At 39.5% G+C, this 25,089-nt stretch carries 27 protein-coding genes; 22 read left to right on the forward strand and 5 right to left on the reverse strand.

What is annotated here, in order from left to right; translation table 11 throughout:
- The first annotated feature begins 579 nt into the window (after nucleotides 1-579).
- The 4 genes from I7H67_RS18085 to I7H67_RS18100 are packed head-to-tail and all read left to right on the forward strand — an operon-like array spanning nucleotide 580 to nucleotide 4,366.
- On the forward strand, nucleotides 580-1,188 hold the full coding sequence (locus I7H67_RS18085; protein WP_198308501.1) for a paraquat-inducible protein A: 609 nt from the start codon (nucleotides 580-582) through the stop codon (nucleotides 1,186-1,188).
- Nucleotides 1,185-1,994, forward strand: a complete 810-nt coding sequence (locus tag I7H67_RS18090; RefSeq protein WP_198308502.1) for a paraquat-inducible protein A — start codon at nucleotides 1,185-1,187, stop codon at nucleotides 1,992-1,994. Before I7H67_RS18085 ends, I7H67_RS18090 begins: the two co-directional genes overlap by 4 nt.
- 7 nt (nucleotides 1,995-2,001) lie before the next feature.
- Nucleotides 2,002-3,669, forward strand: a complete 1,668-nt coding sequence (locus I7H67_RS18095) for an intermembrane transport protein PqiB (RefSeq protein WP_151988496.1) — start codon at nucleotides 2,002-2,004, stop codon at nucleotides 3,667-3,669.
- Nucleotides 3,659-4,366, forward strand: a complete 708-nt coding sequence (locus I7H67_RS18100) for a membrane integrity-associated transporter subunit PqiC (protein WP_198308503.1) — start codon at nucleotides 3,659-3,661, stop codon at nucleotides 4,364-4,366. The genes I7H67_RS18095 and I7H67_RS18100 overlap by 11 nt, the downstream gene beginning before the upstream one ends.
- Before the next feature lie 60 nt (nucleotides 4,367-4,426).
- Here I7H67_RS18100 and uraH read toward each other — a convergent pair whose 3' ends face one another.
- On the reverse strand, nucleotides 4,427-4,828 hold the full coding sequence (gene uraH / locus I7H67_RS18105) for a hydroxyisourate hydrolase (protein ID WP_005306885.1): 402 nt from the start codon (nucleotides 4,826-4,828) through the stop codon (nucleotides 4,427-4,429).
- A gap of 11 nt (nucleotides 4,829-4,839) precedes the next feature.
- Entirely contained in the window at nucleotides 4,840-5,307 is a 468-nt protein-coding gene (locus tag I7H67_RS18110) for a GlcG/HbpS family heme-binding protein (protein ID WP_081399285.1), read from the reverse strand.
- Nucleotides 5,308-5,432: 125 nt separating this feature from the next.
- Here I7H67_RS18110 and I7H67_RS18115 point away from each other — a divergent pair, with 125 nt between their 5' ends.
- The 10 genes from I7H67_RS18115 to I7H67_RS18160 all read left to right on the forward strand — a co-directional run bounded on the left by I7H67_RS18115 (nucleotide 5,433) and on the right by I7H67_RS18160 (nucleotide 15,749).
- On the forward strand, nucleotides 5,433-6,104 hold the full coding sequence (locus tag I7H67_RS18115) for a heavy metal response regulator transcription factor (protein ID WP_198308504.1): 672 nt from the start codon (nucleotides 5,433-5,435) through the stop codon (nucleotides 6,102-6,104).
- Nucleotides 6,101-7,504, forward strand: a complete 1,404-nt coding sequence (locus I7H67_RS18120; protein WP_198308505.1) for a heavy metal sensor histidine kinase — start codon at nucleotides 6,101-6,103, stop codon at nucleotides 7,502-7,504. The genes I7H67_RS18115 and I7H67_RS18120 overlap by 4 nt, the downstream gene beginning before the upstream one ends.
- A gap of 97 nt (nucleotides 7,505-7,601) precedes the next feature.
- Nucleotides 7,602-8,165, forward strand: a complete 564-nt coding sequence (locus I7H67_RS18125; RefSeq protein WP_198308506.1) for a lipocalin family protein — start codon at nucleotides 7,602-7,604, stop codon at nucleotides 8,163-8,165.
- A 119-nt stretch (nucleotides 8,166-8,284) separates the two neighbouring features.
- On the forward strand, nucleotides 8,285-9,256 hold the full coding sequence (locus tag I7H67_RS18130; RefSeq protein ID WP_198308507.1) for an acyl-CoA desaturase: 972 nt from the start codon (nucleotides 8,285-8,287) through the stop codon (nucleotides 9,254-9,256).
- Nucleotides 9,253-10,515, forward strand: a complete 1,263-nt coding sequence (locus tag I7H67_RS18135) for an NAD(P)/FAD-dependent oxidoreductase (RefSeq protein WP_198308508.1) — start codon at nucleotides 9,253-9,255, stop codon at nucleotides 10,513-10,515. Before I7H67_RS18130 ends, I7H67_RS18135 begins: the two co-directional genes overlap by 4 nt.
- Before the next feature lie 21 nt (nucleotides 10,516-10,536).
- Nucleotides 10,537-11,328 (forward strand): DUF1365 domain-containing protein, encoded by a 792-nt coding sequence (locus tag I7H67_RS18140; RefSeq protein ID WP_198308509.1) that lies wholly within the window; start codon nucleotides 10,537-10,539, stop codon nucleotides 11,326-11,328.
- Nucleotides 11,325-12,524, forward strand: coding sequence for an SAM-dependent methyltransferase (locus tag I7H67_RS18145; protein ID WP_005306860.1), 1,200 nt, complete (start codon nucleotides 11,325-11,327; stop codon nucleotides 12,522-12,524). The genes I7H67_RS18140 and I7H67_RS18145 overlap by 4 nt, the downstream gene beginning before the upstream one ends.
- A gap of 29 nt (nucleotides 12,525-12,553) precedes the next feature.
- Complete coding sequence (locus I7H67_RS18150; protein ID WP_198308510.1) at nucleotides 12,554-13,333, forward strand: DUF1295 domain-containing protein; 780 nt, start codon at nucleotides 12,554-12,556, stop codon at nucleotides 13,331-13,333.
- An 8-nt stretch (nucleotides 13,334-13,341) separates the two neighbouring features.
- Nucleotides 13,342-14,391: an SAM-dependent methyltransferase gene (locus tag I7H67_RS18155; protein WP_198308511.1), complete on the forward strand. Its 1,050-nt coding sequence runs from the start codon at nucleotides 13,342-13,344 to the stop codon at nucleotides 14,389-14,391.
- Between the two features lie 29 nt (nucleotides 14,392-14,420).
- On the forward strand, nucleotides 14,421-15,749 hold the full coding sequence (locus I7H67_RS18160) for a sensor histidine kinase (protein WP_151988505.1): 1,329 nt from the start codon (nucleotides 14,421-14,423) through the stop codon (nucleotides 15,747-15,749).
- Here I7H67_RS18160 and I7H67_RS18165 read toward each other — a convergent pair.
- Genes I7H67_RS18165 through I7H67_RS18175 form a run of 3 tightly spaced genes read right to left on the reverse strand, consistent with a single transcriptional unit; the run spans nucleotide 15,746 to nucleotide 17,492 of the window.
- Nucleotides 15,746-16,441: a response regulator transcription factor gene (locus tag I7H67_RS18165; RefSeq protein ID WP_198308512.1), complete on the reverse strand. Its 696-nt coding sequence runs from the start codon at nucleotides 16,439-16,441 to the stop codon at nucleotides 15,746-15,748. The genes I7H67_RS18160 and I7H67_RS18165 overlap by 4 nt on opposite strands.
- A gap of 17 nt (nucleotides 16,442-16,458) precedes the next feature.
- Nucleotides 16,459-16,953, reverse strand: coding sequence for a chalcone isomerase family protein (locus I7H67_RS18170; protein WP_005306848.1), 495 nt, complete (start codon nucleotides 16,951-16,953; stop codon nucleotides 16,459-16,461).
- Entirely contained in the window at nucleotides 16,920-17,492 is a 573-nt protein-coding gene (locus I7H67_RS18175) for a nuclear transport factor 2 family protein (RefSeq protein ID WP_151743211.1), read from the reverse strand. Before I7H67_RS18175 ends, I7H67_RS18170 begins: the two co-directional genes overlap by 34 nt.
- Before the next feature lie 280 nt (nucleotides 17,493-17,772).
- Here I7H67_RS18175 and I7H67_RS18180 point away from each other — a divergent pair, with 280 nt between their 5' ends.
- The 8 genes from I7H67_RS18180 (at nucleotide 17,773) to I7H67_RS18215 (ending at nucleotide 25,067) form a co-directional block, all read left to right on the forward strand.
- The gene (locus I7H67_RS18180; RefSeq protein WP_198308513.1) at nucleotides 17,773-18,525 is read left to right on the forward strand and encodes an aspartate/glutamate racemase family protein; all 753 of its coding nucleotides are present in this window, start codon (nucleotides 17,773-17,775) and stop codon (nucleotides 18,523-18,525) included.
- Between the two features lie 136 nt (nucleotides 18,526-18,661).
- Nucleotides 18,662-19,648, forward strand: a complete 987-nt coding sequence (locus tag I7H67_RS18185; RefSeq protein ID WP_198308514.1) for a quinone oxidoreductase family protein — start codon at nucleotides 18,662-18,664, stop codon at nucleotides 19,646-19,648.
- An 11-nt stretch (nucleotides 19,649-19,659) separates the two neighbouring features.
- On the forward strand, nucleotides 19,660-20,508 hold the full coding sequence (locus I7H67_RS18190; RefSeq protein ID WP_198308515.1) for a TauD/TfdA dioxygenase family protein: 849 nt from the start codon (nucleotides 19,660-19,662) through the stop codon (nucleotides 20,506-20,508).
- 60 nt (nucleotides 20,509-20,568) lie between these two features.
- Nucleotides 20,569-21,621 carry a 3-keto-5-aminohexanoate cleavage protein gene (locus tag I7H67_RS18195; RefSeq protein WP_004643365.1) on the forward strand — a complete coding sequence of 351 codons (1,053 nt, stop codon included), beginning with the start codon at nucleotides 20,569-20,571 and terminating at the stop codon, nucleotides 21,619-21,621.
- A 117-nt stretch (nucleotides 21,622-21,738) separates the two neighbouring features.
- The gene (locus I7H67_RS18200) at nucleotides 21,739-23,088 is read left to right on the forward strand and encodes an MFS transporter (protein ID WP_198308516.1); all 1,350 of its coding nucleotides are present in this window, start codon (nucleotides 21,739-21,741) and stop codon (nucleotides 23,086-23,088) included.
- Nucleotides 23,085-23,741, forward strand: coding sequence for a DsbA family oxidoreductase (locus tag I7H67_RS18205; protein WP_198308517.1), 657 nt, complete (start codon nucleotides 23,085-23,087; stop codon nucleotides 23,739-23,741). The genes I7H67_RS18200 and I7H67_RS18205 overlap by 4 nt, the downstream gene beginning before the upstream one ends.
- Before the next feature lie 14 nt (nucleotides 23,742-23,755).
- On the forward strand, nucleotides 23,756-24,064 hold the full coding sequence (locus tag I7H67_RS18210; RefSeq protein WP_198308526.1) for a Rieske (2Fe-2S) protein: 309 nt from the start codon (nucleotides 23,756-23,758) through the stop codon (nucleotides 24,062-24,064).
- On the forward strand, nucleotides 24,057-25,067 hold the full coding sequence (locus I7H67_RS18215) for a YeiH family protein (RefSeq protein ID WP_198308518.1): 1,011 nt from the start codon (nucleotides 24,057-24,059) through the stop codon (nucleotides 25,065-25,067). Before I7H67_RS18210 ends, I7H67_RS18215 begins: the two co-directional genes overlap by 8 nt.
- The last annotated feature ends 22 nt before the right edge of the window (nucleotides 25,068-25,089 follow it).

Raw genomic sequence — 25,089 nt, forward strand, 5'->3', positions numbered from 1 at the left:
TTGGTATTTAATTTTTATATTTAAATAAATTTATCATATTAAAATGAGAGCTTTATTGTGGTTTAAAATTTGAGAGCTAGTTTATCGATACTAACTTTTTTAATAAAACATTTACTCGTTTGCATGACCAAAGTACCAATCTTCTGCTTTATTTTGCCCCATCACAAACATGACATCCTGCTTAGTAATACTAAATTTTTTGCAGGAACTGTTCTGTCACATGTTGCATTAAATCTGATTCTTGTTGCGGCGTTCACGGGATAAAAGTGATCTAGAGCATCATGAACTTTTCAATAGGGAAAGATGTTAAGCAATAGTTAGGGTTTACTCATTTGACGCTCAGCTACTTGGGCCAAAAAGTGTATTATCTGAGCTTAAGCTTATGACTTTATATAACTATTTTTATTTGATCACCGAATGTGTACAGATTATTTAGCAGTTTCAACAATATATTGAACAGTACTTATGGTAATTTCCATTGTCTGATATAGCTTTTAGATTGATTTATATTTTAATTTATCTTAGTAATAAAAAGAGCTTTGTGTGACACAGTAAAACGATAAACCTTAGAGTATAACTATGAAGCTTAAAGAATTAGCAGGTTGTGAAGAATGCGATACTGTCTATCGTAGAACCCCACTTGCTTATGGAAAAAGAGCTTATTGCTTATGCTGCGGTGCTGAGCTCTATCGGCACACCAAACCTTTTTCGACATTATTGGCTTTGATCTTAACGGCATTAATCGTATTTGTTATTGCCAATAGCTTTCCGATTGTAAAAATTGAATTACAAGGCAATACATCTGAAACCACCTTACTTGGGGCGGTCTGGGTGATGTTTCATTATGATCGAGCTTTCGTTGGGGTACTCATCTTAATCACTACCTTTGTTGTGCCGCTTTCCTATCTTCTCTTACTTTCCTATGTATTGGGTACGGTAAGTGTATTAAAGAGAAGACCGACGTTTTTGGTGATGGCCTTACGCACACTTTTCTTTATGAGAGTGTGGGGAATGGTTGAGGTGTTCTTAATCGGAATTTTGGTCACGCTTGTGAAGTTAATGGGAATGGTCTTGGTGATTCCCGAGATTGCTTTATGGGCGTTTGCGATCTTAAGTGTATTGTTGGTCTATATTACTTCCATAAAGGTGAGTGATATATGGAATGAAATTGATAGGTCATTGCCATGAAAACGATAAAAAATGTGACCCAAACCCAAAGCTCGCAGCAAGGGTCAGTGCTTAAGCAATATCCAAGAGCTAAAGATCTTTCATTAATTGTGTGTCACTGCTGTGGTGTTGTAAATTCTGCTCAAAATGAGAAAAGACGACTCAAGCAAAGCCCTCAAGTTTTACGTTGTATTCGATGTAATAGCGTGCTGCATTCACGTAAACCAGCGAGTTTAAATCGAACTTTTGCTTTAGTGGTGGCTGCAACTATTCTATATATTCCGGCCAATGTACTTCCCATGACGGTGACTGACTCACTTTTGGGAAGTCAGCAAGATACCATCATGAGTGGGGTTATTTACTTTTGGCAAAGTGGAGACTATCTAGTTTCAGTGGTCATTTTCATGGCCAGTATTTTTATTCCCATGTTGAAGCTACTGATTTTGTATTTTTTATTAGTGGCGGTCTATCTTCAACAATCCGCAGGTTGGAAATTTTTACCCGAGCAATGTGTAAAATTATATCGAATTGTTGAGTTTATTGGCCGTTGGTCAATGATTGATGTATTTGTTGTGGCATTATTAACAGCACTCATTCAGATTCAATCGCTTGCTACCATTTTAGCAGGGCCAGGTTCGATTGCTTTTGGCGCGGTCGTGGTGTTAACCATGTTTGCATCGTTAAGTTTTGACCCACGTATTATTTGGGATAATTTCTACATATCTCAAAATACAAATAAACCTTCTTCTTTTGCTTCAGAAAAACCAAAGATTATTCAGGCAGAACATCCGCCGTTGAATAATGATTCCATTAATCCCAGTCAATAAAAGAACAATGAGTATGTCTGAAAATGAAATAACCACTGGTAACTCAGATCATCGTGATCCGGATGTTGAACTGGATAACATGAATGATTTGCCAGAACCCCAAGAAAAGAAAAGTCGATGGAAGCCTTTATTAATCTGGCTCATTCCATTAATTGCTCTTTTAATCGCGCTTTCGTTGGCTATAAAGGCGTTACTGTCTCATGGTCCTAGCATTGATGTGTCTTTTCGCACAGCTGAAGGGTTAGTTGCCGGTAAAACAACAGTTCGCTATAAGCAGGTCGATATTGGTGTAGTAAGGCAGATTGATCTTTCAGATGATCGTTCACATGTTATTGCTAGAATTGATTTACGTAAAGGCGCCAGTAACTTTGCAGCAAAAGATTCACGATTTTGGGTCGTGCGACCGCGTATTGGGACGAGTGGAGTTTCAGGAATAGACACCTTATTGTCAGGTTCATACATTGAAGTGGATGGCGGTAAATCAGAAGAGGATAAGTTTGAATTTACTGGATTAGAAGTGCCACCAGTCATATCTTCAGACGTTCCCGGAAAAGTATTTTTCTTAAATGCAGATGATTTGGGATCTTTAGATATAGGTTCTCCAATTTATTATCGTCGAATTAACGTAGGGCAAATTACAGCCTATAAATTATCTAATGATGGTAAATCTGTAGAGCTGCAAACTTTTATTCGTGCGCCGTATGACAAGTTTGTCACTACCGATGCACGTTTTTGGCAGGCGAGCGGGATCGATGTAACCTTAAATGCTTCAGGCTTTAATTTAGATACTCAATCTTTGGCAAGTATTGTCGCAGGTGGTATTGCATTTGGATTCCCTGAAAGTTCACATGCCACAATGGCAGCGAATCAGAGTCGCTTTAATCTTTGGGATTCAAAATCTGAAGCATTAAAAGAGCCTGACGGACAACCTCGTGGTGTGATTATGTATTTTGATCATTCATTACGTGGGCTTTCTGTTGGAGCGCCAATTGATTTCATGGGTATTGAAATTGGTAATGTTAAATCAATTAATGCTGAGTTTTATGACCACTATAAACAGATTCGTATGCGTGTTGAGGCGGTTATCTATCCTTCACGTGTTGAAAATGGTCAAGCGCTTAATCCAAATAGTGAAATTTTCAAAGATTTTGTTGAACATGGCTGGCGTGCTCAAATGAGAACAGGCAATCTGCTCACGGGTCAAAATTACATTGCACTAGATAAGTTCCCTAAAGCGAAACCAGCGACATTACAAATTTTGAGTGATAACCGTGTGGTAATTCCGACTACACCAACCGAACTGAGTGGCTTACAAGCTCAAGTTTCTCAGATTGCTGATAAGTTAACGAAATTCCCATTAGTTGAGATTGGGCAAGATGTGCGTAAAACGCTCAATAATATGAACACTGCCATTGCCTCTACAGACAAACTGATTAAACAGTTAGATGGAAAAGTTGCCCCTGGTTTACAAGCAACCTTAGACGATGTTCGTAAAACTGTAAGATCGTCCGAGTCTATTTTGTCGAGTGATGCGCCGTTACAACAAGACGTACGTAAAGCATTGCAGCAAATGACACGTGCGGCAGCTTCACTACAGTTAATGGCAGATTATATTGAGCAACATCCCGAATCAATTATTCGTGGTAAGACACCAGAGGCCGATGATGAAAAATAAAAACACTCTATCTTTTCAACATCCTAAAGCAGCCAAATGGCTGCTTGGGAGCGGCCTGTTTTTAACGGCAGTTGCCATGACGGCATGTTCGAGTTCGCCAACGCCAAACTATTATACGATTTCCCCTAAAATTACTCCGGCAGTTAGCTCGAGTATTCGAGTCATTGAAGTTTTACCAGTTGGACTACCTGACCGTTTAGACCGTGCGCCTTTGGTGCTGCAAGACAGTAGTGGCAAGTCTACGGTGTTAAACAATGAGCGCTGGACATCAACCATGAGTACGCAATTACGCGATACTTTGTCGGCGGGTTTGCAACAAAAATTAGGCGCAATTGACAGTTATAGCAGCGGCCTAGCTGGAAACAATCAGCCTTTATATCGAGTTTCTACAGACTTTTCTCATTTTGATATTGTAGATAAAAGCTATATTAATATTGCAGTGTCTTGGGTGGTGAAGCGTCAAATACCGCCTAGTCAATTAGAGTCAAACAATGCAAAAGTCATCACGAATGCAGGATCTCAGCTCAATTGTCGAATTGCTTTTCAGCAGCCGATTGATCAAAAAGCTAAAAAGATGGATGCGATTGTGAGTGCTTCAAGTGAGGCAATGACTCAAATTATTAATACGGTTTCTGCTTCAATTGTGGCGTTAGATTCAAACAAAAAATCGGTTATTAGCAATGGTGTTTGTTCGTAAAACATATCGCTTTTAACCAACCCCTTTATTTGTGTACAACAGATAAAGGGGTTTTCTATTTTAGTTGCCTCGATAGGTTGAGTAACCGTAAGGGCTGAGTAATAAAGGAATATGGTAGTGGTTTACGCTTCCATCGACTTTAAAAATTACAGGTACTTCGGCAAAAAAAGTTTGTTGTTTATTCTTTTTAAACCAGTCTTCAGTTTTAAAAGTAACTTTATAAACCCCTTGCTCTAATTTTTTATTTTCTGGATAGAGCGCAGTAATACGTCCATTTGAATCGGTCACTTGCTGATTAAGTTTAATCCACTGGTTATTGGTGTTTTTTTCTAAAACCACTTCAACCTGAGAAGAGGGCAAACCCGTCTCTAGATTTAACACATGCACACTTAGCGGATTAGTTTGTGCAAATGTAGCCGAAGCAATAAATAACGAAGATAAAGCAATAAATGATTTAGGCATGTTGAAGCTCCTTATGAATGAAAAACGGTTTCAATGGCTTTGCTTGCGCATTGATTGTCATTTTGTGCGCCGCCAGCACCCGCAACGCCAATCGCGCCGATCACTTGGTTCTCAAAACGGACAGGTACGCCGCCTCCTAACAACAATAAATTTGCCAGTGTGGTTAAATTTTTTGCATCGGGGTTTTGGTTACTATTTTGGCTTAAAACTAAGGTCGATGTTTTGGTAGATAACGCGGTATATGCTTTTTTCTCGGCAGCCATTAAGTTATGCGGGCCCACCAACTCATGCCGTTCGGCAGTTAATGGATTACCGCCGCGATCTACAACAACAACCGCAATATTTTGATTTAATTTTTTGCATGCCTCTTTTGCACTGTCGGCTAGCAGGTGGGCAGTTTTTAGATCTAACGAATAAACTTGATTCAAAGCAGGGGGCTGTGCAAAAGTACTATTACCGAATAGCACGGCTGCTAACATCAGCCAGTTCAATTTTTTCATGTTGATTGCCTCTATGTCGCTTTGAAAATCTTAAACAAATTGCTTAACTTCAAGCGTGACAATCACATTACAAAGTTGTCATCTTTCAAATGAGTCTCTACAAAATGCGTATCCTTATTATTGAAGACGAGATCAAGATCGCCACTTATTTGGTCAAAGGATTGAAAGAGTCTGGATATCAAGCGGAGTGTGTTCACTTAGGGATGCAAGGTTTGGAAATGCTAAAGAGAGATCAATATGACTTGCTTATTCTTGATGTGATGTTGCCGGACATAGACGGCTGGAGCGTATTACAGGTCCTACGCCAGTTTTCAAAAATTCCAGTGATTTTCTTAACGGCCAAAGATCAGGTGATGGATAGAGTCAAAGGTTTAGAGTTGGGTGCAGATGATTACTTGGCTAAACCATTTTCCTATATTGAACTGTTGGCACGCATTAAAAGTCTGTTAAGACGACAGCAATATCTGCAAGAAAACGAATTGTCTATTAGTGATTTAAAAATGGATTTGGTTGCTCATAAAGTATGGCGTAATGGAAACTTAATTGAGCTGAGTAAAACCGAATTTAATTTGTTGCGTTACATGTTGCTTAATAAAGAACAAATCGTGACACGCAGACAAATTGGCTCCGAAGTTTGGAACATTAACTTTGACACCGATACCAACTTTATTGATGTCGCTGTACGCCGTTTACGAAGCAAAATTGATGAGGGCTATGACTTAAAACTCATTCATACCATACGTGGCTTGGGCTATAAAATTTCGGTTAGCTTATGAACTTTAAATTTCTGCGTTCGCTTGAAGTCCGTATTACATTATTGGTCACGCTTTGTTCTGCCTTAATTTTATGTTCCGTCGGCTTTATGACCTATTTAGGCATTAACCAGATTTTATTAAAGCAGCAAGATAAAGCTTTAGCAGAGCGAATTAACCGTTTGGAAATTTTGCTGCAAGATAGCGAAAATGTAGAGCAAATCATTGCGCGTCCTAAGCTATATCAAAACATGCTTGGCAATCAAGACAACTTGTTTCTGCTTATTCATAAAGATAAAACTTTAATTAATATCAATCCGCTCCATATTCAGTTACCTGAACTTGCACAGCGCGACAGTCTTCAATTTCAAGATTTAGCCAATAACTCATATCCAACGCGTATTGCTTGGAAAACCATAAAAATTAATAACGAGCCTTATCTACTGATTGCAGGTAAACAGTGGTCGGAACGCATCAACATTCTTTTACCTTTTCAAGAAAATCTCTTGATGTATGTGGTTGGGGGCGTGTTTGCAATTTTTGTACTTTGCATTTTAGTGTGTCATTTAGGTTTACGGTCGCTACAACAGCTTCGTAAGCAAACTCATTCTATTAACGTAAATCAGCTCCAGAAAAGATTAAACCTATCTAATTCACCTTTAGAAGTTGAGCGGCTTTCAAAAGATATAAACCACATGCTTGAGCGTATTGAAAAGGGCTATACCCAGCTCAACCGTTTTTCTGAAGATATTGCTCATGAGTTCCGTACGCCTTTAAATAATTTGATTGGGCAAACCGAGATTGCTTTAACTGGCGATCGCTCGGTTGAGCAATATGAAGATTTGCTGGTGTCTCATTTAGACGACTACCACAGATTAAAACGCATGATTGATAGTATGCTTTTCTTGGCAAGAGCCGATCAGAAAATGGTGCTTGTAAACAAACAGGAAATAAACGTTCAAGACGTTATAGATGGGCTATGCCAGATTTTTGAATATCAAGCTGAAGAACAAGAGTGTCATTTTAGCTTTAACTTAGAAGCTCAAACGTTATTTGCAGATCCTGAGCTCTTTCAAAGAGCTGTTTATAACCTTGTGTTAAATGCGCTGGTTCACGGTGGCAATAACCGAACTATTTATATCGCAACTAAAAATAAGATGATTGAAAATAGGCAATGGGTGAGCCTGACTGTGGTAACGGGAGGTGTTTCAATTGCGGTTCATCAACTTGAGCATCTTTTTGAAAGATTCTACCAATGTCACTCAAGTCGAAGTGATGAGAATCAAACAGGTGGATTAGGCTTATCGATTGTTGCTTCAATTATGGATCTACACCATGGCCTTTATCGAGTTTATAACACGGTCGAGGGTGTGTGCTTTGAGCTTGATTTTCTGGTTGCATATGCTGCAAAGAAATACAATTAAATCCTTATTAATGTTGCTTAATTTTTTAAAATTCACACTTTGTTCACAGCCCTCTGACGTATGTTTGATCATATGAAATAAACAGAAGAGGGTAGTCATGAAATTATTATTTAAGTCACTGGTCATGAGCAGCAGCCTTGCAGCAGTTAGCTTAATCCTTCCTTTAAGCACTTACGCCGACACCACTACTAAGCCTGTCGCTGTTGATTCTATCGATATTAATAAATACGCGGGTAAGTGGTATGAAATTGCGCATTTACCTATGTTTTTTCAGCGTAATTGTGTAGCCAATACAACTGCAAACTATTCTATTAACGCAGACAAAACCGTTGGTGTTTTAAATAGTTGTACGAATAAAAATGGAGAAACGATCTCATCTGAAGGCATTGCTTATTCGCAAAATGAAGGCAACAGTAAATTGAAGGTGAGCTTTTTACCTTCTGGCCTTAGATGGATTCCTTTTATAAAAGGCGATTACTGGGTTTTAAGAGTTGACCCAAATTATCAGGTCGCTTTAGTGGGTGGCCCAAGCCAGAAATATTTATGGATTCTTTCTCGTAGCCCTCAACTTGATGAGGCGACATATCAATCTTATCTGCAAACCGCAAAAAGCTATGGCTACGACGTTTCTAAACTCGTTAAGACAACACAGTCTAAATAGTGAAATGCTGGTTGCGTAGATTCTTATATTTATCTCGTAACCGAGTGAACTTCACATAAAATTCATTGCGCATTTTCTAAATTAGAACCAAAAGAAATGCTTTAGATCAGGAAGAATCAATGTCTAATTTTTTTCTGCGCTGGATCGATAGCTGGTCAGATTCAGAAAATGTGCAAGTGGGTGCTTCTAGCGAATATGTCATTGAAAAGAACATTCAATGGTTAAGAATTATTCCTTTTATTTTATTACATATCGCTTGTTTAGCAGCGTTTTGGGTGGGCGTATCTTGGTTCGCTGTGTTCTTCATGCTGGGGTTTTATTTTCTTCGCATGTTTGCAATTACTGCTTTTTTCCACCGCTATCTTTCGCATAAAACTTTTCAGACATCACGTATTGTTCAATTCATTTTTGTACTGATCGGAACCATGAGTGCGCAGCGCGGACCTTTATGGTGGGCAGCACATCACCGTTATCACCATCATTTTACAGACACTGATCAAGACCCGCATTCATCGAAAGCAGGCTTTTGGTATTCCCATGTAGGCTGGTTTTTAAATGAGCAGAATTTTCCTACTCGAAAAAAAGTCATTAAAGACTGGTTGAAATATCCTGAGTTGATTTGGCTAGATCGATTTAGTTTGCCTATTGTGGTTTTGACGGCTTTAGCAATTTATGGTTTCGGTTCATGGCTTGCACAACATTTTCCTGATTTGGGTACCAATGGTTTACAGCTTTTGGTGTGGGGATTTGTGATTTCCACTGTTCTGTTAATGCATGCAACCTTATGTATTAATTCACTCGCTCATCGTTATGGCTCACGTGAGTTTAATACCCCAGATGATAGCCGTAATAATTTTCTACTTTCTTTAATTACCTTGGGTGAGGGATGGCACAACAATCATCACTTTTACGCCGGCAGTGTGCGGCAAGGTTTTTATTGGTGGCAGATTGATATCACCTTTTATGTGCTCAAACTGATGTCTTTATTTGGTTTAGTGTGGGGACTAAAGCCCGTACCAGACAAGGTTTATCAATATAAAAAGATTAAAAACCTATCGATAGAAAAAATTGAAAACGGTGAAGTGTTATGAAAATTGCCATTATTGGTTCAGGTATATCTGGACTTTACGCAGCTTGGAGATTGTCAGAACAACATCAGGTCACTGTGTATGAAAAAAATAACTATTTTGGCGGTCATACTGACACTCACGAGCTAGAGATAGAAGGCACTAAAGTCGCGGTAGATAGTGGTTTTATTGTGTTTAATGACTATAACTATCCGTTATTTACCAACATGCTTAAAAAATTAGGCGTAGAAGCTCAAAGCAGCGATATGAGTTTTTCGGTGAATAATTTGGTCAGTGGACTTCAATATAATCCTTCAAAAAAATGGTCGCTCTTTGCCCGTCCGCAGAACTTTTTAAACCGTAAATTCCTGCAAATGCTCTCAGATTTGCTACGTTTTTATGATGATAATAAAGATATAGATGTGGCAGATATTGATCCAAATTTATCGATTGAAGAGTATTTGGACCTCCATAAATATAGTCATGAGTTCCGTTATGAGCATCTTTATCCGATGTGCGGCGCATTATGGTCAGCTCCGGTTGAGCAGGTAGGCCAAATTCCATATCGATTTGTGGTGAGCTTTTTTCAACATCACCGCATGTTACAGCTAAAAGAGCGGCCACAATGGCAAACGGTTAAACACGGTTCAGCAAGTTACATTCGTGCCATTCAAAAGCATTGCCCATCCATTGAGTGGAAGTTTGCAGAAGTAAAAGCTGTGAGCCGTTCATCAGAAACAGTTTTGATTGAAACCGTTGAAGGACAAGCCCAATACGACTGGGTGATTTTTGCAAGCCACGCTGACGATAGCCTAAATTTAATTAAAGATGCGTCAGTGCTTGAACAGGAAATATTAAGTCAATTTGGTTATCAAGATAATCGAATGGTGGTTCACCGTGATCTTTCAATTATGCCTAAAAGCCGTTTGCAGTGGGCAAGCTGGCATGTACATGTAACACCAAAATCTCAAGTTCAAAACGAATTATCCGACATACATTATGGTTTTACCTACTGGATGAATAATTTGCAGAATTTATCCTGTGCTACTCAGATTTTTTCTACGTTAAATCCGAATATGAAAATTAAAGCCGAAGACATCTTGGTTGAGCGTAAATATCGTCATCCTGTGTTTGATGCAAAAGCGATTCAAGCTCAATCTCGTTGGCACGAAATTAATGGGCAAAATCGGACTTCGTTTTGTGGAGCATATTGGGGCTGGGGCTTTCACGAAGATGGTGTCCGCAGTGCAGCACGTGTTGTAGAGCAACTCTTAGCGTTATAAAAATAGGTAAGGAGCTTTCAAATGTTATTAAATAAACTTGCTATCGCTCCTGCACTTATTCGTCACAGACGCTATAGCCCGAAACCGCATCAATTCACATCGACCCTAAATTATTTATGGTTCGATCCAGATCAATTAGATGATATTACAAAAGATTGCTCACTTTGGTCGACTGATCATTGGAATGTACTAACACTATCTAAAAATGATTTTTTAAATATGTATCGCGGTTCTATAAAGGATCGAGTCGAGAAAGCGATACTGCAAAATAACAACTCACATCTTCGGCCAGACTGGCAAATCCGAGTCTTGGCTTTGCCTCGTTGTTTGGGTTTTAGGTTTAATTCGGTCGTATTTTATTTTGTTTTAAATAAAACTGGAAAACCCGTATTTATTGTCAGTGAAATTACCAATACCCCGTGGAATGAACGAAAAGTTTATATACATGACTGCTCAAAACAACAAAGAAATATGGGTGATTATCAGAGTTTTGATTTTCATTTTGAAAAATCATTTCATGTTTCGCCGTTCATGCCCATGCAGTTGACTTATCACTGGCGGTTTAGTTTTTCAGATCAGCAAAATGTCATTCATATGCAGCTCTTTGAAGAACAAAAACAAATCTTTGATGCCACTATGCGCTTTGAACTTGTGCCCATCACATTTCCTTCACAGCAATATCGTTATGCTCTTATAAACAGCCTAGCGCCTTTTAAAATGTTGTTTTCAATATATTTACAGGCATTTAAGTTGTGGCGAAAAAAAGTTCCATTTTATCGCCATCCTAAAAAGATCAAGGTAGATAAGACATGATAAAAACATTTCTTTATGGTGAAGATGAGTCACTACCATTGTTACTCAAGAGTCTTCTTAAGCTACGTCATGGACAGATTACTTTTCAGGGCGCGTGGAGTGGTACGGTTGGCGAGGTTTCAGACTTACATGCTGTGATTGAAGTCCGCAATCCTTTGTTGATGGATCTGATTTTAAAAAATGGGGTTTTAGGGGCAGCGGAAGGCTATATACGTGGGGATTGGAGCAGCGAGCAACTTGTAGAGTTGGTGCAGATCTTGGCACGTAATCGAGATGTACTAGACCAGTTCAACCAGAATGTTATTGCACAAGCGAGCCAGCTTTTTCTTAAAGCTTGGTATAAAAATAGAAAGAATTCTTTAAGCGGTAGCCGTAAAAATATTGCTGAGCACTATGACTTAAGTAATGACTTTTTTAAATTATTTCTAGATCCGTCTTTAATGTATTCGAGTGCCGTTTTTGAAAATGAAAATATGACACTCGAAGACGCATCTGATTTTAAGAAAGAGCTGATCTGTAAAAAGTTAGATTTAAAACCAATGGATCATTTGGTTGAAATCGGAAGTGGTTGGGGCGGTTTTGCCATTTATGCAGCTCAACATTACGGCTGTAGAGTGACCACCATTACCATTTCACAAGCTCAATACGATGAAGCCGTTACTCGTGTAAATGACGCAGGCTTAGCTCATCGAATTGATGTGCAACTGAAAGACTATCGCTTGCTCGAAGGAAAGTTCGATAAGCTGGTTTCAATTGAAATGGTTGAGGCCGTTGGTGCGCAATATTTATCGACATACTTTGATCAATGTAAAGCGCTATTAAAACCAAAAGGTCTAGCATTTATTCAGGCCATAACCATTGAAGATTTTCGATATAAAAAAGCATTAAATACAGTTGATTATATTAAGCGCTATATTTTCCCAGGTAGCTTTATTCCTAGCATAAGTGTATTGACTCAAACCGCCTCTGAAAGTGGTTTAAGGCTAAAGTATTTAAATGATATCGGTTTAAGTTATGCACAAACAATTCATCACTGGCGAGCACGGTTTTTAACCGCACGAGAAGAAGTATTGGCTCTGGGTTTCGATGAAAACTTCATTCGCATGTGGGATTTCTATTTATGTTATTGCGAAGGCGGTTTTAAAGAAGGCGTGATAAGCAATGTTCACTTGTTGTTTGAGAGTGCTAGTTACTAACTCAAACAGCTCAAGTAAGGAGACTGCTGATGTTTTTGAATTTACTGATTCTAGATTTAATGATCATGTTACTGAGCTGGCTACTTGCCACTCTAAATGGCCGAGCTGGAATTGTAGATGCTGCATGGAGTTTCTGTCTGGCAGTAAACATTATTGTGTCTTCTTTACTCATTTCAGTTGCTCCTGTTGAAGTGCGTCTATTTATTGGTATTTTTAGCGGCTTATGGTTTCTAAGATTATTTTGGCATCTGTTAAGACGTTATCAATCTGAACAAAAAGAAGATGGCCGTTACGCGAGAATGCGTCAAGCCATGGGAAAGTTTCAGCATTTTGGCTTCTTCTTATTTTTTATCTTTCAAACACTTTTAGTGCTTTTGTTCTTCTTACCAATGTGGACGCTACTCAATGTAGAAGCAACTGAATGGAGTAGTGGATATAAAGTCACTTTAGTGATTGCGGCTGTCATCATGGCGATTGCCTTGATTGGAGAGCAGCTCGCTGATCAGCAGTTATATCGGTTTAAATTAAATCCAGATCATCATGGCAAAACGATGGATCAGGGTTTATGGCGTTATTCACGTCACCCCAATTATTTTTTTGAATGGTTACACTGGTTTGCCTATCCAATCATTGGTTTAGCTGCGGGCCAATATTTATTGTGGATTTATCCCTTACTGATGTGGCTATTTTTATACTACGTCACGGGTATTCCATTTAGTGAAAAACAAGCAATTAAAAGCCGCGGTCAAAATTATCTTGATTATCAACAAAAAACATCAATGTTTATTCCGCGAAAACCCAAAAAATAGGTGCGCATATGGATTTTATTGTTCATCAGTCTTTAAAAATTGTTGAAAGTGGTGTGATTCCAGATCATGCAATTCGGGCAGCAATTCGTGCTTTAAGCAAAAAACGCTTAATTCAAGAAGGCCGTTATGACCCTGAACAAGGGGCACAGCGCTACATGGATGTGCTTAATATGCTAAAACGGAGTGAAATCGCCGTTGAAACGGACAAGGCAAACGAGCAGCACTATGAATTACCCACTGAATTTTTTCAGGCAGTGCTTGGAAAAAGACTCAAATATAGTGCATGTTATTTTCCGACTAAAACAACAACTTTAGATCAGGCAGAGGAGTTGGCTCTTCAGCTTTATTGTGAACGTGCACAACTTAAAAATGGTCAACATATTTTAGAGTTAGGCTGTGGCTGGGGTTCTTTAACTTTGTGGATGGCAGAAAACTATCCACGCTCACAGATTACAGCTGTTTCAAATTCTGCAACTCAAAAAAAGCATATTCTTCGGCAAGCAGAGTTGAGAGGTTTAACCAATGTTGAAGTGCTCACCTGTGATGTCAATGTACTTGAATTAGACCAAGCGCAGTTTGATCGTGTTGTGTCGGTTGAAATGTTTGAACACGTTCGTAATTACCAACGTCTTTTTGAAAAAATTCAGGGCTGGTTAAAGGCAGATGGCTTACTTTGGTGTCATATTTTTTGCCATCGCTTTTTGCATTATCCTTTTGAAGTAAAATCAGATTATGATTGGATGTCCAAGTATTTCTTTACTGGCGGTTTAATGCCTTCGACTTCCACTTTTTTGCATTTTCAAGAGCATTTAGAGTTGGCTCAACAGTGGCAATGGTCAGGTGAGCATTATATGAGAACGGCAAATGCTTGGCTTGAGAATATGGATAACCAAGAAGTCGAACTGAAGCCACTGTTTAAAAAAATCTATGGAAAAGATGCCAATATTTGGTGGCAACGCTGGCGTATTTTCTTCATGGCTTGTGCTGAGCTATTCGGTTTTGAGCAAGGACAAGAATGGGTCATTGGTCACTTTTTATTTAAAAAGAGAGCATTGTAATTTCTACAGCCTATCCCGGCGATAAAGATATGATAAGAACTCGAAACGATGGCAAAGCGAGTCATCCATTAGCCCAAATGTTCAATCGATATTATTGGTTGCAGATTGGTCTGATTGCATTATCAATCGTGGTCGGGTTGGCGTGTAGTGCTTGGGTGATTAAAGGCTCTTTACTTAAAACTGCTTTAGAGCAGGAAATGGAACACTATTGGTTACGCATCGAACATAATCCAAATGCAGATTTACCAGATACCAAAAATTTATATGGATATCGGTGGAATACAGAGGTTGCACCTCAACCTTTTAAAGACATGCGTTTAGAAAGTGGTGTGCATCGAGTATTTGTTGATGGTAAAGAACGGATGACGGTATATGGTGAGCATAACGGTCAGCATGTTCTATTGGTATTTGGCGAAAGTAATGTCAATAAACTGATCTGGTTATTTGGACTTGCTCCACTGATGTTCAGTTTATCTGTTTTATATAGCTTTTTATGGTGGTCAAACCGAAGAGCAAGACGCTATTTTTCCCCAATTACGCGTTTAGCAAATGCTTTGGAAAATATTGATTGGGCACATCAAGACACTCAAGCTTCTCCTTTTAAAGATATTAATACCAATGGCAATATGGAAGCAGAATATCTCAAACAAGCCTTGGAAAAATATCATCAGGTTTTAAGCGATTTTATTCGACGTGAAAGAGAATTTACAGGAGATGTGAGTCATGAGTTGCGCACTCCACTCACAATTTTGAAGGGTAATGTGCAACTTTGTCAGGCGAAGTATGGAGAGGATAAAGCCCTAGTTCGACTTCATAATACAATTGAAGATATGCAGTTATTAGTCGACACCTTACTGGCAATCGCACGTAATACAGTAAAAAGCTTACCATCTGAAAAGAATTTTTTATCCAGAATTGTGAGGGATTTAGTCGAAAGTTTAGAGGGGGTCAGTGAGAGTAAGGGGATACATATTCATATTCAACCCGATCTTTCTGAACAGCCGCGTTGGTTATATCCCTCTATGACACAAATGGTGTTAAGCAATATTTTACGTAATGCGCTGAACTATTCTCAAGGCTCACAAATCGACATCATTCAACAAAAAAACAGCCTAATTATTGCAGATAATGGAATTGGAATTTCTTTACCTAACGATGTGAAAGTACAAGAGCTCAGCGATTCACAACTCTCTTTAAAGGCTAAAGGTCATGGAATTGGTTTGCAATTGGTACAAAAGCTTTGTAAACAATTAGGATGGCGAGTCGAGTTGTTTGATCGGCAATATTATTTAACTACTCATCCTGAACTCGATTTGGAGCCGACCACGGGCTTAATTGTTGTGGTCTATTTGAGTTAACTTGCTGAACTGTCTAAAGCAATTTTTAAACCGACACCTGCCACTGTGTGTAATAGTTTAAGGTCAAAAGGTTTATCAACCATTTTTCTTAAGTTGTAGATGTGACTGCGTAACGCATCGCTTTCAGGTTCTTCGTCGCCCCATAATTCCATCAACAGTTCTTGCTTGGTCACCACTTTTGGAGACTGGCGCATCAAAATTTTTAATAGTTTAAATTGAATAGGTGGTAACTCGATATTATTGCCGGCACGAACTACAGTTTGAGTTGCGCTATCAAGAATTAAGTCGTGAATTTGAATTTTATGATGAGTGACTTCGCCAGCTGCTCTTTTTATTAATGCACGAATCCGCATCACTAATTCGTTAAAATCAAAAGGTTTGACTAAATAATCATCTGTGCCAGCAGTAAAACCTTTAAGTTTGTCATCTAAAGTATCTCTTGCTGTCAGCATAAGAACTGGAATATCAACACCTTGTTCGGTACGTAGCCAGTTGCACAGGTCATAACCCGAGCCATCAGGTAGATTTATGTCGAGCAGTAAAAGGTGATAATGCTGAGATTTAAGAAAAGTCCGTGCAGCATCTAAATTACGCGCATGGTCGACGACATAACCATGCATTTCAAGAAATTCGCAGACCGTTGCTGCGAGTTCAAAATGGTCCTCAACCATGAGGATAAAGTGATTACCCATGAGATTTTATTAAGCCATTAATTTAATAGTTGTTGTTTTAATTTAGCATTAAACGGTTCGCTACCAAACCAGATTTTAAAATATTGATTTGCATTCGGATTGTCTATAGAACCGAGCAGCTTCTGGTTTAATTTTAGTTCTAGTTTTTGATTTTCATGTTGATAGTAAAGACTGTAAAGATCTCCACTCTTAATTGGTCTATATAGTTCATTAATATGATTAAGCGGAGATTTTGCATCAAATCCGCTAACATTTTTCTTCAAAAAGTGGCTTGCTGCCCGTTTAAATGCCCACTCGGGAATATCACGGTTATAGCTAAACTCCATTTTGATGCTTTGGCTTTGCCAATTTTTTAGGCAATCTTCAGCAAAGTAACTGACATTTCCCACCTTCTTACTCGTAACCGTTAAAGGTGCTGAACTGCATTTTTTTAGTTCAGCCGCGTTCGCTTGAGATACGATTAAGATTCCTAGAAATATCAAGATTCGACTTTTTTGAACGGTAATACCCATTTATATACTCCTCCAAATATTGGTAAAGAACGGTAAAGGCCATTCGCCGGATCCCAATAATCTTGCTGGAAAATAATTTTTTGTTGCTCATTAATCTTAATTTGACTAATTCCATAAGAAGCCATGGTTTTTGAGCGACCTAACATTTTAAAGTCATAGGTCATGTACCAATGAATGTAGGCTGTATCTTGGTGATGAGTTGCACTAATGAGTTTTACAGTGACATTACTCACTCGGGCATTCATGCCTTCAAAATGCTTAATCAAATCTGCTTTCTGAGAGAACTGCGAGAGTGTATCGTTGATATAAAGTTGATCAGCGTAAAGATGACTCGCGTTATTCACAAAAGAAGGGGTACCAAGCGTATTAAATGCGGCAACAAAACGGTTGCCAATCTCTAGCGCTTGTTGGTCATTTAATTCTATTCCAGTAATTTTTTGTTCAGCTTTGCCGTAATCACCTGAGTAGCTAGGCACACTTTTACACGCTGTTAAACCTGCCAAGGTAATTAGCCCTAGGGCTGTAGTTATAATTTTCATGTCTATATCCGAGCCAACTTTATAAGATTAAATTAAAGAGCTGGTCGTGAAGTTTGCGTGAATTCTTATGTTTTATGATTTGGGTTTAATGGAGAGCATTTTCTGTTTTGGAATTTTCATCAATTAGGTCTATTCAACTTAGACGTTTCTTTGGACGTCACACCGTTTAAAATTAATAAATAAGATAAGCTAGAAAAAATTTAATAAAGCAATTTTATTCTAGCTGTGCTTTACCCATAAGAGATATAGATAAGTTTTGCATAAATAGAAGGATTCAATAATGAAAACAATCGGCTTATTAGGCGGAATGAGTTGGGAATCTACAGCACTTTATTATCAACAAATCAATAAAATGGTTCATCATAAGTTAGGAAAATTACACTCTGCTAAGGTCATTATTAATAGTGTCGATTTTGAAGAAATAGCAGCTTTGCAAGCGAAGGGTTTATGGCAAAAAGCTGGCGCATATTTAGCTGAGCAAGCACAAAATTTAGAAAAGGCAGGAGCAGATTGTATTTTGGTGTGTACTAACACCATGCATAAAGTTGCTGCACAGATCGAAGATTCAATTTCGATTCCTTTCTTACACATCGCTGACGCAACTGCAAAAGAAATTTTGAGTCAAAACATTGGTAAAGTTGCACTGTTAGGGACAGCTTTTACAATGGAGCAAGATTTTTATAAAGCTCGATTGCAGGATTATGGAATTGATGTCGTTATTCCAAATGAAGCCGATAGAAAGATAGTTCATAGCATCATTTATGAAGAACTTTGTTTAGGTGTGATCAACCCAGATTCTCAGCAAAAGTACATTGCTATTGTAGAAAGACTCATAGCTGAAGGCGCCCAAGGCGTTATCTTGGGTTGTACTGAAATTTGTATGTTGATTGGTGAGCTTAAATTCTCAGTTCCTTTATTTGATACTACGACCATTCATGCAAAAGAGGCGGTCAGTTTTAGCTTAAATGAAAATAAAAACTCTAATAGCGCCAATCTACATAAGTCTGCTGCAATTGCTGGGAGTATTCTTTAGCAATATTTGGAATATCCTTTGTCATTAAACGTTAAGCTTGTGTCGTGAAATGTAAAGTGGCCCATATCCTAACTGTTGTAATTTTGGTTATTGCTTTTATAGGCACTCAATAAAAAACCAAAATATGGAATAGGACATGACGTTGACGAAAGCTATACGTTTCTATGGAACAGGAACGCCAGAAGTAATGCGCTATGAAGATGTAGAAGTAGGAGATCCAGAAGCTGGAGAAGTACGCCTACGTCATCTGGCAGTCGGTTTAAATTATGCCGATACATATTTTCGTAATGGAACCTATCAAATTCCAATGCCTAATGGCATGGGCGTCGAAGCTTCAGGCGTAATCGAAGCTTTAGGCGAAGGAGTCACTCAGCTTAAAGTCGGTGATCGAGTTACTTATACAGGTTTTTTAAATACCTTAGGTGCATATAGCACCCATCGTCTAATTCCAGCAAATGCTTTAATTAAACTACCCGAAGAAATTTCTTGTGAAACAGCGGCAGCCATGACCATGAGAGGGCTGACCGCTGCTTATCTGATGCGCCGCATTTATGACTTTAAAGCGGGCGATTCAATTTTATTACATGCAGCCGCAGGTGGTGTTGGGCTGATCGTTTCTCAATGGGCTAAATTACTTGGCTTGACTGTTATCGGTACCACATCTTCAGAAGAAAAAGCTACCGTAGCACGAGCTCATGGTTGTGATCATGTCATTAACTACAGCCATGAAAATGTTGCCGAACGTGTACGTGAGTTAACAGGTGGCGTTGGTGTAAATGTCGTTTTCGATAGTGTTGGCCAAGCCACTTTTATGAGTTCATTAGACTCACTCAAACGCCGTGGTTTGTTGGTCTGTGTAGGAACAGCGTCTGGTCCAATTCCTGCTTTTGATCCGGTATTACTCGCCGTGAAAGGTTCATTGTTTGTCACACGTCCAGCTTTGGCAGATTACATTGCAGATCCTGCCGAGAAGAAAGAACTGGCAAATGAATTATTTGATCATGTTCGACATGGACGAATCAAAATTGAAATTAATCAGCGCTATGAGCTAAAGGATGCTGTGCAAGCTCATCGTGATTTGGAAGCACGTAAAACAATAGGTTCATCAATCTTTGTAATTTGAAGGGATTTCTTATGCAAATTGAACAGTTAACTTGCAATATTGGTGCAGAGCTCAGTGGCGTCAAACTTGCTGATGCGATTTATGATGATGGATTATTTGCTGAAATTCGCACACAACTACTTAAACATCGCGTGTTGTTTTTACGAGATCAGCACTTAACCCGTCAAGATCATGTCGCATTTGCAGAAAAATTTGGACAGTTAGAAGACCATCCTGCGGTAGGTAGCCATCCTGATCATCCGGGTTTGGTACAGATTTATAAACATCCGGAAAGTCCTGTCGATCGTTATGAAAATGCTTGGCACAGTGATGCAAGCTGGCGCAAGGTTCCGCCGATGGGATGCGTGTTGCACTGTGTTGAATGCCCACCTGTAGGTGGCGACACCATGTGGACCAACATGGTCATGGCCTATGCGTCTTTACCCAACGATATTAAGGCTAAGATTGCAGACTTACGCGCTTATCACAGCATAGAAGCGAGTTTTGGCGCGGCTATGCCACTTGAAAAACGCTTGGACTTAAAAGCAAAGTTTCCTGATGCTGAGCACCCTGTGGTACGCACTCATCCTGAAACAGGTGAGAAAATTTTATACGTCAATGCGTTTACGACCCACTTCAGTAACTATCACACCAAAGAGCGGGTCAGATTTGGACAAGATGCCAATCCAGGCGCAGCCGAACTATTACGTTACTTAATTTCTCAAGCATATATTCCAGAGTTTCAAGTGCGTTGGCGCTGGAAGCCTAACAGCATTGCTATCTGGGATAACCGCAGTACACAACATTATGCAGTCATGGATTATCCACCTTGCCATCGAAAAATGGAGCGGGCTGGCATTATTGGTGACGCAACCTATTAAGGTTATTGGCTAAATAATTTTATCTAATTGAAAATTCTAAAAATACATAAGGAGATGCACATGCAATTCTTTGACGACTCATTGCACCCAGAAAATATGGAAAAAGTGGTAATCACCGTTGCGCCGTATGGACCCGAATGGATGCCAGAAGACTTTCCCGAAGATATTCCAGTGACCATGGATGAGCAAATACAAAAAGCGGTTGAGTGCTATGAAGCGGGCGCGACGGTGCTGCATTTACATGTCCGTGAGCTTGATGGCAAAGGCTCTAAACGCTTGTCAAAGTTTAATGAGCTTATCGCAGGGGTTCGAGAAGCTGTGCCTGACATGATTATTCAGGTAGGCGGTTCGATTTCATTTGCACCAGAAAGTGAAGGTGAGGCAGCTCTATGGCTAAGTGATGACACCCGACATATGTTGGCTGAACTTACACCAAAGCCCGATCAGGTTACGGTGGCAATTAACACCACACAAATGAATATTATGGAATTGCTCTATCCTGAATATTTAGAAGGGACTTCATTGGCACATCCAGCGACTCAAGCAGCATATGCAGAAATGACCGTGCCAGCAGGTCCTGCATGGGTTGCCGAACATATTAAGCGCTTATGTAAAAACAATATTCAACCGCACTTTCAGTTAACCGGTATGCATGGTCTTGAGACGCTAGAACGTATGGTGCGTAAAGGATTGTATATGGGGCCGTTAAACTTAACTTGGATTGGAATTGGCGGTGGTTTCGATGGCCCAAATCCATTTAATTTCTTTAATTTTATTCATCGCGTACCCGATGGATGTACTTTGACATCAGAATCTTTGCTCAAAAATGTATTGCCTTTTAACACTATGTCGATGGCAATGGGTTTACATGCTCGAGTGGGTAACGAAGACACGATCATTGATCATCACGGACGTCGTTTTTCATCTGTAGAGCAAATTAAGCAAACCGTTCGGATTGCCCATGAATTAGGCCGTGAAATTGCCTCAGGAAAAGAAGCCCGTGAAATTTATCGTATTGGGGTGCAATACAACAGTATCGAAGAAACCCTAATCGCAAATGGTATGGCACCCAACCGTAAAGCAGGGCAAAAGGGCGTGCCGCAGCGTAACTAATGTGACAAGGTCTAACGGAATTTAGACCTCAAATGTAGTGCAGCTTATTCGCTTTGTTTTTAAAAGTGCGTTGCTGCACTAGCTAAATAGAAATTATAAAAAATACAAGGAGGTCGTATGAATGCACATCAGTATTCAGATCAGATGAGCGATGTTGATACGTCAATCAGTATACCTCGCCGTTATGCATGGCTTGTTTTTGCTTTGACATTTGGTTTGCTCATTTCAGATTACATGTCAAGGCAAGTCTTAAACGCAGTCTTTCCTTTGCTTAAAAATGAGTGGTTGCTTAGCGATAGCCAGTTAGGTTTGCTCAGTGGCATTGTCGCGTTAATGGTGGGTTTATTGACTCTGCCGTTGTCTTTAATGGCAGACCGTTTTGGGCGAGTGAAAAGCTTGGCCATTATGGCGACGTTATGGAGTTTGGCGACTCTAGGATGTGCGCTTGCTGAAAATTATGAGCAGATGTTTATTGCTCGTTTTATGGTTGGTGTGGGTGAAGCTGCTTATGGCAGCGTTGGAATCGCGGTGGTTGTGGCTGTTTTTCCACGAGAAATGCGTGCAACACTTGCTAGTGCTTTTATGGCAGGCGGTGTATTTGGCTCGTTTTTGGGTGTGGCTTTAGGTGGTGTACTTGCACAGCACTTCGGGTGGCGTTGGGCTTTTGGAGGCATTGCTTTATTTGGTCTCATTTTGGCTTTTCTATATCCAATTTTAGTGAAAGAAAACAGAATAAACGCAGCACCTCAAAATAAAATTCGTAGTAAAACCCAGCACATTAAAAGCCCTTTAAAAACTTTATATTCAAGTCGTTCAGTCATTGCCACTTACATTGGTAGTGGTCTGCAATTATTTGTTGGTGGGACAGTAATTGTCTGGATGCCGAGTTATCTCAATCGCTATTACGGCATGAGTACCGACAAGGCAGGTGTGATGGCAGCGGTCATTTTGCTATGTAGTGCAGTAGGCACAATTCTATGCGGGATGTTGTGTGATTATTTGGGCCGTAACTGTCCAGATCGTAAGGTCAGTTTAGCGATTACATACTGCTTACTCGGTTGTGTTCTTTTATTCATTGCTTTTGCTGTGCCTGTGGGACGTAACCAGTTACTTCTCATTTGTCTCGGAATGTTTATTGCCCTAGGAACCAATGGACCATCTAGTGCCATGGTGGCCAATCTCACACATAACTCAGTTCATGGCTCTGCATTTGCAACACTCACTTTAGCTAACAATTTTCTTGGTTTAGCTCTTGGTCCTTTAGTCGTTGGCAAAGTATCTGATGTGATTGGATTACACAGCGCATTTCAACTGATGCCATTGGTCAGTATTGCAGCCGCAGCCGTATTTTTTTATGCCAAACGTCATTATCACAAAGATATTGCACGCTTTGAGCATCAAGGAATGACTGAACTGAAAAATCATTCAGATAACCAAATACAAAAATGCAGGATGAATAATAAATGATGATTCGGCAATTACACATTGATGTATTTTTTGACTTTATTTGTCCTTGGTGTTTGATCGGAAAACGTCAGTTACTGATCGCTATAAATAGATTTTATCAGCTTCACCCTAGCGTCAAAGTTGTCGTGCATTGGCGAGGTGTTCAGCTCATACCAGACTTGGCAGTTGAAGGTGTACCTTTTCAAACGTTTTATTTGAAAAGATTAGGTAGCTTGACAGCAGTTCGCATGAGACAGGAACAAGTCAATAAAGCCGCAAATAAAGTTGGACTCAAGATCGATTTTGAACAAATTAAGCGCATGCCAAACACGGCTAAAGCTCATCGCTTATTTGATAAAGCTTTAAAGATAGGCACTCCTGAGCAGTGCAATGCGTTGTTAGAACAACTCTTTGCTGCATATTTTTATGATGGCTTAGACATCGGAAATACCACCACTTTATACAAAATTGCAAAACGTTGTAGCTTCCCACCTGAGCTAATCAAAAACTTACTTATTCAAGATCATCAAGATTTTATCTCTGCAAGTACAGGAGGTAATGGTGTGCCTTACTTTATTTTTGATCGGGCTGCTGCATTAATTGGAGCGCAATCAGCAGATACACTTTATCAAGCGATGCATGAGGCACTTGTTGTTCAGGGAGAATTAATGTGACTACTCGATTTGAAGTGCCCCTAGACAAAATACCGAATTCAGGCGAACGGGCTTTTTTAAAAATTGGAGATAAAACTCTCGCACTATTTAACGTTGCGGCTCAATTTTATGCAATCGATGACAGCTGTCCTCATCAGGGCGCATCACTATTTAGTGGACGTTTAGAAGGACGAGTAATTCAGTGCTGTGCCCATGGTCTACGCTTTGATTTAACAAATGGCTGTTTACTTAATTCTTCTCAGCTCAAAGTTGCAACCTATCCCGTAGAAGTGATTGAGGAAAAAGTATTTATTGTGATGAGCTCTGGGGAAAATCATGGCTAGCTTAGTTTTGAAAAATTTTTCACAGCGTACAAGAGAATTAGCACCAGGCTTTGTGGTCAGTTCGGTCGTTGCTGCGGCTGCGTGTTTTTTATCTGAGCACTATGGTGCCCCAGTCATGTTATTTGCCTTACTGCTAGGTATGAGTCTAAATTTTTTAGCAGCTGAAAGTAAATGTAAGGCAGGTATTGAATTCACCGCACGTACTGTGCTTCGAATGGGTATTGCCTTACTAGGCATGCGTATAACTTTAGGACAAATCACTGCACTGGGCTGGCAGCCTGTAGCCTTAGTCATAACTCTGGTTATTGTAACAATCGCCGTCTCTGTGATTGCTGCTAAAATTTTAGGTTTCCAAAGGCTATTTGGTATGTTGACCGGTGGATCAACCGCAATTTGTGGTGCTTCAGCTGCGCTAGCATTGTCAGCTGCCTTTCCTAATCATCCCCAAAAAGAAAAAGCGACCTTGTTTACTGTCATTGGGGTCTCTGCACTTTCAACATTAGCAATGATTGTCTATCCAATGATTGCGAAGTGGTTAGAGCTATCGCCACAAGCTGCGGGTGTCTTTCTCGGCGCTACCATTCATGATGTAGCACAAGTTGTCGGCGCTGGTTATAGCATGTCTACCGAAACAGGTGATACTGCGACTGTAGTTAAACTGATGCGTGTAGCAATGTTACTTCCAGTGATTGTTTGTGCGGCAATGATTACCCGCATGCAAGGTGCAGATACAATGGGGGAGCGTCCACCATTACTACCTTGGTTTGCAGTTGGCTTTTTAATACTCGCTGGTATTAACAGTACAGGATGGGTGCCAGTAATGATTCAAAATGGAGTAAATGATTTATCACGCTGGTTTTTAGTCATCGCAATTAGTGCTTTGGGTATGAAAACTCAGTTGAAAGAATTGGCATCTGTCGGGATTAAACCAATTCTTCTCATGGTCGGTGAAAGCATATTTTTAGTGGTATTGGTTCTTGGGCTTATGCGCTTGTGGTTTTAACTTAATTTTAAATCTTTAGAGG

It is taken from the genome of Acinetobacter sp. ACIN00229, from assembly GCF_016106645.1.
Classification (GTDB): Bacteria; Pseudomonadota; Gammaproteobacteria; order Pseudomonadales; family Moraxellaceae; genus Acinetobacter; species Acinetobacter oleivorans.